11 protein-coding genes are annotated in these 12,097 nt (G+C 70.6%); 4 read left to right on the top strand and 7 right to left on the bottom strand.

The window, feature by feature from the left end:
• Positions 1–356: 356 nt before the first annotated feature.
• Complete coding sequence (locus ACFHVL_RS08680) at positions 357–1,979, bottom strand: AMP-binding protein (protein WP_416626794.1); 1,623 nt, start codon at positions 1,977–1,979, stop codon at positions 357–359.
• A gap of 216 nt (positions 1,980–2,195) precedes the next feature.
• The gene (locus ACFHVL_RS08675) at positions 2,196–2,648 is read right to left on the bottom strand and encodes an SCP2 sterol-binding domain-containing protein (protein WP_416626792.1); all 453 of its coding nucleotides are present in this window, start codon (positions 2,646–2,648) and stop codon (positions 2,196–2,198) included.
• Positions 2,649–2,721: 73 nt separating this feature from the next.
• On the opposite strand from ACFHVL_RS08675, the gene ACFHVL_RS08670 reads away from it, so the two are divergent.
• Entirely contained in the window at positions 2,722–3,375 is a 654-nt protein-coding gene (locus ACFHVL_RS08670) for a TetR/AcrR family transcriptional regulator (RefSeq protein ID WP_416626790.1), read from the top strand.
• A gap of 41 nt (positions 3,376–3,416) precedes the next feature.
• On the opposite strand, the gene ACFHVL_RS08665 is transcribed toward ACFHVL_RS08670, so the two are convergent.
• Together ACFHVL_RS08665 and ACFHVL_RS08660 are read right to left on the bottom strand one after the other, a co-directional pair.
• Positions 3,417–4,385 carry a MaoC family dehydratase gene (locus ACFHVL_RS08665; RefSeq protein WP_416626789.1) on the bottom strand — a complete coding sequence of 323 codons (969 nt, stop codon included), beginning with the start codon at positions 4,383–4,385 and terminating at the stop codon, positions 3,417–3,419.
• Positions 4,386–4,423: 38 nt separating this feature from the next.
• Entirely contained in the window at positions 4,424–5,833 is a 1,410-nt protein-coding gene (locus ACFHVL_RS08660) for a 3-oxoacyl-ACP reductase (RefSeq protein WP_416626787.1), read from the bottom strand.
• A 50-nt stretch (positions 5,834–5,883) separates the two neighbouring features.
• On the opposite strand from ACFHVL_RS08660, the gene ACFHVL_RS08655 reads away from it, so the two are divergent.
• Positions 5,884–7,176, top strand: a complete 1,293-nt coding sequence (locus tag ACFHVL_RS08655) for an acetyl-CoA C-acetyltransferase (RefSeq protein ID WP_416626785.1) — start codon at positions 5,884–5,886, stop codon at positions 7,174–7,176.
• A gap of 28 nt (positions 7,177–7,204) precedes the next feature.
• On the opposite strand, the gene ACFHVL_RS08650 is transcribed toward ACFHVL_RS08655, so the two are convergent.
• Positions 7,205–7,828 carry an IPT/TIG domain-containing protein gene (locus tag ACFHVL_RS08650; protein WP_416626783.1) on the bottom strand — a complete coding sequence of 208 codons (624 nt, stop codon included), beginning with the start codon at positions 7,826–7,828 and terminating at the stop codon, positions 7,205–7,207.
• Between the two features lie 199 nt (positions 7,829–8,027).
• A complete protein-coding gene (locus tag ACFHVL_RS08645; protein ID WP_416626781.1) occupies positions 8,028–8,486 on the bottom strand; it encodes a DUF3592 domain-containing protein in 459 nt (152 codons plus the stop codon).
• Between the two features lie 105 nt (positions 8,487–8,591).
• Here ACFHVL_RS08645 and purB point away from each other — a divergent pair, with 105 nt between their 5' ends.
• Entirely contained in the window at positions 8,592–10,025 is a 1,434-nt protein-coding gene (gene purB, locus ACFHVL_RS08640) for an adenylosuccinate lyase (protein ID WP_416626779.1), read from the top strand.
• Between the two features lie 19 nt (positions 10,026–10,044).
• Here the strand turns inward: purB and ACFHVL_RS08635 are convergent, their stop codons facing one another.
• Positions 10,045–10,464 (bottom strand): YbjQ family protein, encoded by a 420-nt coding sequence (locus ACFHVL_RS08635; RefSeq protein ID WP_416626778.1) that lies wholly within the window; start codon positions 10,462–10,464, stop codon positions 10,045–10,047.
• Positions 10,465–10,747: 283 nt separating this feature from the next.
• Between ACFHVL_RS08635 and ACFHVL_RS08630 the strand changes: the two genes are divergently transcribed.
• Positions 10,748–12,094 (top strand): SWIM zinc finger family protein, encoded by a 1,347-nt coding sequence (locus ACFHVL_RS08630; RefSeq protein ID WP_416626776.1) that lies wholly within the window; start codon positions 10,748–10,750, stop codon positions 12,092–12,094.
• Positions 12,095–12,097 lie beyond the last annotated feature (3 nt).

Raw genomic sequence — 12,097 nt, 5'->3', positions numbered from 1 at the left:
TGGTCATAGGGGGGTCCACCTTCCGTTCCGGGGGGTACACACACCGCATGGCGCGGGGTGTGCGGTAACGGCACTTTCCGGGTGGTGCGGTGTCTCAAGGTCTCTCTGGGGTGTCCGCTGCTGCGGGGCCATCTGCCTACCCGGGTGGGTGGGGGGCCGCTACTGCGCTGCGGACCATGTACAACCACGCCACCCCACCGACCATTCCCCGCGCCCGGGGCCCGGGGTTGACCGCTCAAGATCGCGACGATCTTGCACTTATCGACGGACAATCCCGACAAATCTTCTCGATAAGCGCAAGATCGTCGCGATCATGGCCGGCCGCCAACGCCTCGTGGACCGCAGACCACTGTTCGTCAGCTGGAGCCGCGGGGACGGGGCAGGTCGCGGGTGACGATCTTGCCGGCGGCGTTGCGGGGCAGGGCAGGCAGGCAGATCACGTCGCGGGGTACGGCGTACCGGGCCCGATATCGGCGGACGTACTCCCTGGCAGCCTCGGCGTCGAGCGTCTCGTCGGCGTGCAGCACCAGGTACGCGGCGAGTCGCTGGCCATACTGGGGATCCGGAATGCCGATCACGGTGGCCTCGCGTACCTGCGGCAACTGCGCGAGCAGGTCGGCGATCTCGGACGGGAAGATGTTCTCCCCACCGGAGACGATCATGTCGTCGGCCCGACCGCCGACGAAGAGCAGCCCGTCGGCGTCCAGGTGGCCGAGATCGCCGGTGCCGATCAGCCCAGGTCGCCGGTCCGCCGCTGAAGCACCGCGCAGCCGGTCGGCTACCGAGGAATCGTCGCGTCCGTCCGCGTCAGCGGTGTAGCCATCGAAGAGCAGCTCGTTGCCGACGTGGATCTGCCCGACCTGACCCGCCGGCACCGGCTCGCCGTCAGGTCCGAGCACCACCAGTCGGGTGCCGTGTGGTGGGCGTCCAGCGGTGTTGGGGGCGCGACGCAGGTCGGCGGGGGAGGCGATGGCGGCCCAGGACACCTCGGTCGACCCGTACAGGTTGTAGAGCACGTCGCCGTACCGGTCCATGAACCGGGTGGCCACCCCGCCGCCGAGCGCGGAACCGCTGACCGCGACGACCCGCAGCCCGGTCGGCCGCTGCGGTGCCGGCACGTCGTGCAGCAGGCGTTGCAACATCACCGGTACGGCGAACATCGCGCCGCAGCCATGCTGCCGTACGGCGGCCAACGCGGCGGCCGGTTCGAATCGCCGGTGCACGACGATGGTGGCCCGCAGCGCGAGGGCGATCTGCAGGGCGGCGTACCCCCAGGTGTGGAAGATCGGCGCGGCGATCATGATCCGGTCGTGGGCCCGGAGCGGAATCCGGTCGATGATCGAGGCCAGCGGCCCGAAGGTGGCCGGGGTCCGGCGGCGGGCGCCTTTCGGTGTCCCGGTGGTGCCGGAGGTGAGCATGATGGTGCGGCCGTCGCGCTGCGGCGGGTCGACCCGGGCGTTGGCCGGGGCCTTGCCCAGCAGCTCGGCGACTCGGGCCTCGTCGATTCGGACGACCTCGGCACCGACCGCCGCGACGGACTCGTTGAACTCCCGGTCGTGCAGCAGCACCCGGATCCGCTGCTCGTCGGCGACGGCGGCGAGTTGCGGACCGGCGAGACCGGTGTGTAGTAGGACGGTGTCGGCGCCGAGCAGCCCGGCGGCGATCATCATCATGATCAGGTCTGGATGGTTGCGGCAGAGCAGACCGATCCGGTCACCGACGGTGACTCCCAGGGTGGTGCGCAGGGAGCTCGCCAACCGCTCTGTGTTGTCCAGTAGCTCGCGGTAGGTCACCTGTCGGTCGGTATCGTCGATCAGCGCGATCCGGTCCGGGTCGCGCGCGGCTGCCTGGCGAAGCTCGCCGGCGAGGGTGAAGCCCCACCGGCGCAACGCACTGAGCTGAGCGAAGGTGCGTACCGGTGAACCGGGTGTGAGCAACCCACGCCGGGTCAACGTAGCCATCACGAACGGCAGTTCCATCTCCGCTGGCACCCCCAACTGCGGCGGGACCGACCCGGGCCGGGTCGTCCGGCAGCGGGGCAATCGGCCCCGCTGGTGGAAGACCCGCTGATAGAGAACACGTACCGCGACGGGTTCTGGATCGGTCCCGCGTCGTGCGGAGTTGGTTCCGTCGCTGGCCAGCCTGGGGGTCGCCGGCCGGCGACGGTCGCGTCAGCTTCGCCGCGGCAGGCTGCGTCAGCCCTTCGGGATGTCGAACAGGTTGGCGATCTGGGCGGCGAGTCCGAGGTCGCCCTTTGCCTTCAACTTGCCGGTCATGAACATCATCATCGGGTTTGCACCGCCGGAGACGATCTTCAGGAAGTCGACCGGCCCGAGGGTCAGGCTCAGCCGGGGATCACGCTGCGGAGTCGGCGACAGCACGCAGGTGCCGTTCTCGACGACGATCTCGTACGTGTCGGTGCCGCCGTCGGGCCGTCCGGTGATGTTCCAGTGGATCACCGCGTTGGTGGAGCCGGCCTTCTCCGGGCGGAACAGGGTGGGCATCCGGTTGAACACCTCGTCGAGCACCTTGCCGCGCAGGTCGCCCCGCATGACCTCGGCGAGCTTCGAATCCGGGGTCGACTTGACCAACTTGCTGAATCCCTTGGCGTCGACAGCCGAGAAGTTGGCCGGGTCGAACTCAGTCATGGTGTGCCCTCCAGATCGAAACGTCGGGACCTACTCTAGCGTAAGGTTACGTGCCAGTAGCTATGCTGCACCGGTGTCCATCGTGCGGTCTTTCCGCCGCCTTCCCCGTGCGGTTCGCGAGCGCCAGATGCTCGACGCTGCCGTCGAGACCTTCTCCCGGCAGGGCTACCACGCCACCGCCATGGACGACATCGCCGAGCGGGCCGGCATCTCCAAACCCATGCTGTACGCGTACCTCGGCACGAAGGAACAGCTCTTCGTCGCCTGTCTGCACCGCGAAGCGGCCCGGATGCTGGAGGCGGTGGTCGCCGCCGCAGACGTCGACCTGACCGGTGACGAGCAGCTCTGGCGGGGCCTGCGGGCCTTCTTCGGGTTCGTCGGCGCGCACCGCGACGGCTGGGTGGTGCTCTACCGGCAGGCCCGCGCCGAGCAGCGCTTCGCCGGCGAGCTGGCCACCCTGCGGACCGCCATGGTGCAGGCGATCGCCGGGCTGCTGGCCCGCGCCGTCGACCGGGTCCGCCCGATCGGCCGGCCGGTCACCGCCGTGGATCTGGAAGTGATGGCGTACGCCCTGGTCGGGGCGATCGAGTCGCTCGCCGACTGGCTGGCCGACCATCCGGACGTCGATCCGGACACCACGGCCGCCCGGATGATGAACGTCGCCTGGCTCGGTGCCGCCCAACTCCTGGCCGGCCAGACCTGGCACGCGGCCGAACACCCCAGCTGACCGGTCACCGGACCGAGGAGCGGGTCGGTCGGGGCTGGGCGTCAGCCGAGGTCGCCGGTCAGATGCGGACGACCGGTACGCAGATCGCGAACCGTGAACTCCCAGCCGGTGTCGTGGCAGTCGGCGGTGAAGGAGACCGAGGTCGGCAGCGGCATCGGCGTCTTGAACCCGACCGTCACCGTGTAGGCCGCCGGTAGTCGACCCGCCAGCGCGGCCAGGCACCGAGCCTTGGCCCACATGCCGTGCGCGATCCGGCGCCGGAATCCGAACAGTCGGGCACCCAGGGCAGAGGTGTGGATCGGGTTGTGGTCGCCGGAGACCCGCGCGTACCGCGTACCCACCGAGGCCGGCACCCGCCACCTGCCGGGACCGCCCGTCGGCGCCGGCTCGGCCACCTGGTCGGTGCCGCCACCGCGCCGGGCACCCTCCCGGCGCAGGTACGTGGAGACCCCGCGCCACACCACCTCCTCGTCGATGCTGGCGGTGGCCACCAGGTCGAACTGCCGGCCCCGGGGATGTGCCCGCAGCTGCTCCGCGTGCACCGTCAGGCTCAGCGGCTCGGCGGCGTCGATCGGTCGGTGCACCGTGATCCGGTTCGTCACGTGCAGCAGACCGGCCAGCGGGAACGGGAAGTCCGGCGCCGACATCAGTGTCAACGCGAGCGGAAAGGCCATCACATGTGGGTAGGTGGCCGGTAGTTCGTCGGCCAGCGGGAACCCGCACACCTGGTCGTACGCGGCCAGTTGACCGCGCCTCACCAGCTGGTTGTCCAGTCGGTACTCGACCCTCGGCAGTTGGTCCCCGCCCCGCTCGCCGCCGCCGCCGAGCCTGCCCAGCCCGGGTAGTGCCGGCAGAGCACCGAGCGCCGCCCGACGTAGCAGGACGCCGGTGGCCGGTGGGCCGTCAAGCTCGACGACCTGGATCGGCTTCGTACGGTCGTCGACCGGCGCTGCGTCGACGCCGCTACCGCCGTTGCTCTCGGGCTTGTTGTCGGTCTGCTGGTCGGTCATCGGGTGGCTGGCTCCTCAGCTGTCGATGGTTGCCGCGCTCACGCGCCGAGCAGGCTCTGCCCACAGACCCGCACGACGTTGCCGCTGACCCCGGCCGACGCTGGCGAGGCGAACCAGGCGACGGTCTCGGCCACGTCGACGGGTAGTCCGCCCTGGGCCATGCTGTTCATCCGCCGGCCCGCTTCGCGCAGCAGCAGCGGCATCCTGGCCGTCATCCGGGTCTCGATGAAGCCCGGCGCCACCGCGTTGACCGTCACCCCTCGGCCAGCCAGCACCGGTGCCATCGCGGCAACGAGCCCGATCACCCCGGCCTTGCTGGTGGCGTAGTTGGTCTGCCCCCGGTTGCCGGCGATTGCGGCGATCGACGCCACGCCGATCAGCCGGCCGCCGTCGGGCAGCAGCTCCCGATCCACCAGTACGTCGTTGATCCGCTCCTGGCTGGACAGGTTGACGTCGAGCACGGTGTCCCAGCGCTGCGCGTCCATCCGGGCGATGGTCCGGTCCCGGGTGATGCCGGCGTTGTGCACCACGATGTCGACCCGGCCGGGTCGGGTGGCGAGGTGGTCGGCAAGCCGGTCAGGCGCGTCGGAAGCGGTCAGGTCGAGCTGCACCGCCGTACCGCCGATGTCGTTGGTGACGGCGGCGAGCGCGTCGCCGGCTGCGGGTACGTCGAGCGCGACGACGTGCGCGCCCTCGCGGGCCAGCACCCGGGCGATCGCCGCACCGATGCCCTGGGCCGCCCCGGTGACCAGCGCGACCTTGCCGTCCAGGGGTCGGTCCCAGTCGGCGGGTCGGGCGTCGGGCGGTGCCGGTCCGACCTGGACGACCTGCCCTGAGACGTACGCGGAGCGGCCGGAGAGCAGGAACCGCAGAGTCGATTCCAGTCCGGCCAGATTTTCCGTTTCGCCGGCCGGCAGCGCGGCGGTGTTCGTGCCCGTGTCCGCGTCGGTGTCCGACGCCACCGCCGGGTCGACGTAGACGAGTTGTGCGGTGATGCCCCTGCCGAACTCCTTGCCGATGCTGCGGGTCAGCCCTTCCAACGCGCGTTGGGCGGTGGCCGCCCGAGGTGTCGGGCAGTCCGGTGGCGCGGTGCCGAGCACGACGACCCGGCCGCACCGGTCGAGGCGGCGGGCCACCGGGTGGAAGAAGTCGTAGAGCGCCCGCAGGCTGGGTGAGTCGGTGATCCCGGTCGCGTCGAAGACCAGCGCGCCCAGCGGCGGACCAGCGGCATCGTCCTGGGCCACGGTGGTGCAGCCGGCGGCGGTGAGGAGGCGGTGGACTTCTCCGGCCAGTCGTCCGCCGGCAGCGGCACCGACCAGCACCGGCCCGGTGGTCAGGGTGGCACCGGGCGTGTGTCGGCGCAGCGGTGGCGGTTCGGGCAGGCCGAGTCGTCTGACGATGGTGCGGCCGGGGCCCGACGTCGCGAAGCTCGCGTACCTGTCACCCATAGGGGTAGCCTACTCGCGAGTAGGGTCTGGGCAAGCGGAGGAGGGAAATCGTGCAGAGCATCCGTCGGGTCGCGATCGTCGGCGGCAACCGGATTCCGTTCGCCCGAGCGAACAGTCGCTACGCCGACGCCACCAACCAGGACATGCTGGCCGCCGCGCTGGCCGGGCTGATCGCCCGGTTCGGGCTGGCCGGCGAGCGACTCGGCGAGGTGGTAGCCGGTGCGGTGCTCAAGCACTCCCGCGACTTCAACCTCACCCGCGAGGTGGTGCTCGGCTCCGCACTCGACCCGCACACCCCGGCCTACGACATCGGGCAGGCCTGCGGCACCGGCCTGGAGGCCAGCATCCTGGTCGCCAACAAGATCGCCCTCGGGCAGCTCGACGTCGGTGTCGCCGGTGGGGTCGACTCCGCCAGTGACGCTCCGCTGGCCGTCAACGAGGAGATGCGCCGAACCCTGTTGAAGATCAGCGCGGCCCGGTCGGTCGGTGACCGGATCAGAGCCGCCAGCCGGCTGCGCCCCGGCCAGGCGTTCAAGCCGGAGATTCCGCGCAACGCCGAGCCGCGTACCGGCCTGTCGATGGGGGAACACGCCGCGATCACCGCGCGTCGCTGGAGCGTCGAACGGCAGGCCCAGGACGAGTTGGCGCTCGCCTCGCACCAGCGGCTGGCCGCCGCGTACGAGCGGGGCTTCTTCGACGACCTGATGACCCCGTACCTCGGGCTGACCAGCGACCAGAACCTGCGCCCGGACGCCAGCCTGGAGCGGCTGGCCCGGCTCCGACCGGCCTTCGGCGCCCTGGGCGCCGATGCCGACTCCGCCACCATGACCGCCGGGAACTCCTCGCCGTTGACCGACGGCGCGGCCACCGTGCTGTTGGCGAGCGAGCAGTGGGCGGCGGCCCGCAACCTGCCGCCGTTGGCCTACCTGGGGATGTCCGAGGTGGCCGCCGTCGACTTCGTGCACGGCGACGAGGGACTGCTGATGGCGCCGACGTACGCGGTTCCTCGGCTGCTCGACCGGGCCGGCCTGAAACTGCAGGACTTCGACTTCTACGAGATCCACGAGGCGTTCGCGTCCCAGGTGCTGGCCACCCTGGCGGCCTGGGAGTCGCCCGAGTTCTGCCGGGACCGGCTCGGCCGGGACGCGCCACTCGGCGCCATCGACCGGGACCGGATCAACGTGACCGGTTCGTCGCTCGCCGTCGGGCACCCGTTCGCCGCGACCGGTGCCCGGATCGTCGCCACTGCCGCGAAGCTGCTCGCCGAGAAGGGCTCCGGCCGGGCGCTGATCTCGATCTGCGCGGCCGGCGGCCAGGGAGTCACCGCCATCGTCGAGCGGTGAGCGGCCGCTGGCCGCCCGCCCTTGGTGGTCACCGCCGCTGGCTGCGACGGCCGGCCATCAACCGCAGGACCGCACCGAGCAGGACCGCAAGTGCGCCTCCGACGGCTAGCTGCCCCGATGCCTGCCCGGTGACCGGCAACCGGGTGTCCGGTGGTTCCGTGCGGGGTGGTTCCGTGCGGGGTGGTTCCGTGCGGGGTGGTTCCGTGCGTGGTGGTTCCGTGCGGGGTGGTTCCGTGCCGGGCGGTTCCGTGCCGGGCGGTCCGTCGCCGACGTACTGGAAGGTCACCTCGTTGGAGGTGCCGGCCGCTGTGGTGACCGAGATCGTGGCCGTCCCGGCGTCGCACTCGGGGGTCGGAGAAGTGAGCACGTTGAAGGCTCCGCTGACCGTCACCAGGCTCGGGCCGACGATCTGACCGCAGATCGTCACGCGGGTCTGCTCGGGGATGAAGTTCGCCCCGCTGACCGTCATCGTCGTGCCGCCGGCGGTGGACCCCTCACCAGGGTTCACCGAGTCGATCCGGGGCGTCGAGCCGGATCGGTAGGTGAAGCCGTCGGCCGGGCCGCCGCCCGGATCGACTCCGGTGGTGGTGGGGGTCGGCTGGGCCGCGAGGTAGGTGAATCCGTCGGGGACGATCAGGTCCGGCCCGGGCATGAACGCCCCAGCGGTAGCCGCGAATATGGCAATTTTTCGATATAAAGTGGTACGCACGGATCCTCGTCTCGAACTTCGGCGTCGCGCAGCCCAGTCGAGTCCAAGCAAGACCTTTGTCGGCGTGCGGTAGCGGGAGTGGCTTGGCCGGCAGGGTCCGGCACGAAAAGCTGAACGAGGAAAAATGCTGACAGTTACGCAATTACTGGCAGATCGGGCAGATTGCCACGGCGGTCGATAGGCTCGCCAAGCTGTGGAACAGCAGGAAGGCCGCTACCCCGAAGCCGATGGACGCCGCCCCGACCGCCGCGTACCAGGGCCCGAGTCGGGTGCCGGCGACATCGGAGCGACCCGGATCCATCGGGTCGTAGACCACGTCCAGTTCGGCTCCGGCGATGAACGACCGCCGGCTCGGCCGGCTGCCGGTCGTGACGGCGTTCTGACCGGAGAGCGTCTGGAACCGCACCACCGGGTGGAACACCATTCGCCCGGTCGCCCGCTGCGTCACCCGGCTGTCGGTGACCCGGCCGGTCACCCGGTGGCCGATCCCGTTCAACGCGCGTTCACCCTGCCAGCGCAGCAGCCCGTACCCCAGTGCGGCCAGGCCCACCACCGCCGGCGCGATCGCGATCACGTAGACCAGAGCCGCCATCTGGATCATGAGAATCAAGGTAGCGGACATTCCGGCCGAACGCAGGTACGTCGACCGCCAGGCGGTGCCGACGCGGACCACGCCGGCGCCGGCGGCCGTGAGAGACTGCGGTACGTGACATCGCACCCGCAGATCCCCAACGTGCTCGCCGCCCGGTACGCCTCTGCCGAGCTCGCCGCCCGCTGGTCCCCGGAGGAAAAGATCCGGCTGGAGCGGCGGCTCTGGCTCGCCGTACTGCGCGCCCAGCGCGATCTCGGCATCCCCGTCGCCGACGGAGTGGTCGAGGCGTACGAGCGGGTCGTCGACCAGGTCGACCTGGCCTCGATCGCCGAGCGTGAGCGGGTCACCCGGCACGACGTCAAGGCGCGAATCGAGGAGTTCAGCGCGCTCGCCGGGCACGAGCAGATCCACAAGGGGATGACGTCCCGGGACCTGACCGAGAACGTCGAGCAACTGCAGATCCGGGCATCGCTGGAGCTGATCCGCGACCGCGTCGTCGCCGCCCTGGCCCGACTGGCCCGGCTCGCCGTCGAGAACACGGACCTGGTGATCGCCGGACGTTCACACAACGTCGCCGCTCAGGCCACCACGCTGGGCAAGCGGTTCGCGTCCGCGGCCGAGGAACTGCTCATCGCGTACGAGCGGTTGTCCGATCTGATCGACCGCTACCCACTGCGCGGCATCAAAGGCCCGGTCGGCACCGCGGCCGACCAGCTCGACCTCTTCGACGGCGACGCCGACAAGGTCGCCGAGCTGGAGCGCCGGGTCGCCGGCCACCTCGGCTTCCGGCGGGTGCTGCACAGCGTCGGCCAGGTCTACCCCCGTTCCCTCGACCTGGATGTGCTCTCCGCACTGGCCCAGGCCGCCGCCGCCCCGTCGTCGCTGGCCACCACGATTCGGCTGATGGTCGGCCAGGAGCTGGTCACCGAAGGGTTCCGGCCCGGCCAGGTCGGCTCCAGCGCGATGCCGCACAAGATGAACACCAGATCCAGCGAACGGGTGAACGGGCTCGCGGTGGTGATTCGCGGCTATCTGTCGATGGTCGGTGAGCTGGCTGGCGACCAGTGGAACGAAGGCGACGTCTCCTGCTCGGTGGTCCGCCGGGTCGCTCTGCCGGACGCGTTCTTCGCCGCCGACGGGCTGTTCCAGACGTTCATCACGGTGCTCGACGAGTTCGGTGCGTATCCGGCGGTGATCGACCGTGAGCTGGACCGCTACCTGCCGTTTCTCGCCACCACCCGGATCCTCGTCGCCGCCGTGCGGGGCGGCGTCGGCCGGGAGGTCGCCCACGAGGTGATCAAGGAGCATGCGGTCGCGGTCGCGTTGGCCATGCGGGAGAAGGGCGCCGCCGACAACGACCTGTTCGACCGGCTGGCCGCCGATGAGCGACTCGGCCTGACCCGTGACGAGATCGCCGCGGTCGTCGCGGACCGGGCCGGCTTCGTCGGCGCGGCAGCCGCCCAGGTGCAGGCGGTGGTGGAGCGGGTCGCCGAAGTGGTCGGCGTCCACCCGCAGGCGGCGACCTACCAGCCCGCCGCGATCCTCTGACTGCTCCGGGATCGTCGGATCACCGGCCGCCGGAGCCGGCTGAGCCGCCGGTCTCGTTGCCGGCGCTGGGGTCGGAGTGGCTGGCGTCGACCTTCGCCTGCCTGGTGTCGTCACCCGCGTCGGGGCGGAGCTGCAACACCACGGCCGCCGTGCCGTAGGCGCACAGCTCCATGTGGGTGCTGCCGATCTGACGGGTGTCGAACCGCATCCCGATGACGGCGTTCGCGCCCTTCTTCCTCGCCGCCTCGCCGAGTTTGCCGAGGATTTCCGTACGCCACTTGGTGAGGTTCATGGCACCCTCGGGGTCGGACTTGCCGCCCCGAAGCGCCTTGACACCCTCCTTGAACGGGTTGATCGAGCGGACCACCGAGGTGACCACTTCGCCAAGTACGGTCTTGATCTCATAGCCGGGAAGGTCATTCGTCGTCACGACCAGCACGAGACCGATGCTATGAGCGGGGGTGTGCCGGGAATGCCGGCAATGGTGGAGCCTGCGCCATCTGCCAAACGGAGCGGCGCGGACTCAGCGCACCTCTGCGGAGCCCACGTCGGCTATCGGTCAGCGGGCGACCGCCAGCCCGGCACTAGTGAACCGCCGGGAATCTAAGTTCGGACGATCGGCGACGTATGGCTACTTTAGGCCCTTTACCAGCCAGATCACATATTTCGGGGCTGCGGGCGGCGATCAGGACTTGTCGCCCCTTTCTGCCAGGATTGCCGCCGTGTCCGACTACGACTACGCGTACCGCGGGTTCTCCACCATCCAGGAAGACGCGGCCGGGCTGACCATGTTGCTGGAGACCTCCGGCGGGGTCACTCCCGACGGCCCGGTGGCGCATCCGCAGCTGTTCACCGGGTTCCTTACCGCCCCGGTAGCTGCCGCGACCGGGTTTCTTGTCGTCGCCGACGTGGCGGCGACGCGCTACTACCGGCCACAGCTCGCCGCCTGGCTGGACCCGGTGGTGACAGCGAACGGCGACCGGCTGAGGATCGAGTCCTTCTCCGGATGCGGTGGGGTCTACGCCCGCCTCGACATTCTCGGTGACGGCCTGGACGGCGAGGTGATTCGGCACGGCACCACCAACGTCGACGTCAACTCGGACTTCCGCCGAGCGCTCAACCGGGTCGGTGCTGCGGCGCCGCTGCACCTGCTCGTCGGGGCAAACGAGGTCGCCGTGACGACGCTCGACGGGCGGTACGTGGAGAAGCAGGTGCCCCTGCCGTCGCGGTGGGTGCGCGGCTTTGCCGAGGCGCAGGTGCTGGCCACCGGGCTGAGCCTGCGGGCGGAGGTGTCGCCGGCGGACGCGGAGGCGATCCTGCGGGCGGCGCCGCGCCCTACCACCCGTTCAGTTGTCGGCACCACGCGCTGGGTGAGCGCGACCGGCCGCAGTCTGCGCCCGGCCACCCGCCCCGGACCGGGCACGATCGGCCTACCCGGCGTCGAGCGGCTGACCGCGCTGTGGCCGGTCCTGCCGTACGCGGACGCCGTCCGGATCTACGCCCCAGCCGACGGAACCCTCGGGCCCGTCGCGTGGGAGGCACGGCTGCCGGGGATGCGGCTGACCTTGATGCTCTCGCCGGCGGCGGCACGGGGCTTCTCCGGCGAGGGCGGGGTGCTCGACGATCTGGCCACTTCGACGGCGACCGAGGACGCCGCCCTGGTGTCCGCGCTGCTGGCCTGGGACCCGACGATCGACGTCGATCAGCTGGCCCGGATGGCGGACCTGCCGTCCCACCGGGTCCGGGCAGCTCTGACCACGCTGGGCACGGCAGGTCAGGTCGGCTTTGACCTCGCTGAGCAGTCGCACTTCCACCGTGACCTGCCGTACCGCCCGCAGCAGATCGAAAGGCTCAACCCGCGGCTGCGGGCAGCACGTGAGCTGGTCGCAGTCGGCGCCGTCACGATCGCTGACGGGTTGGCGACCGTCGGTACGGGCGAGGAGATCCACACCGTACGGCTCGGCGCTGCCGGCTGGGTGAGCTGCACCTGCCTCTGGTGGGCGAAGTACCAGGGTGGGCGAGGACCGTGTCGGCACGTGCTCGCCGCCCGGATCACCACGAACTCGTGAGGC

It is taken from the genome of Micromonospora sp. LOL_023, from assembly GCF_048060115.1.
Lineage (GTDB): Bacteria > Actinomycetota > Actinomycetes > Mycobacteriales > Micromonosporaceae > Micromonospora_E.
Note: the sequence above shows the minus strand (reverse complement) of the source record. Positions and strands in the feature narration are given on the sequence as shown.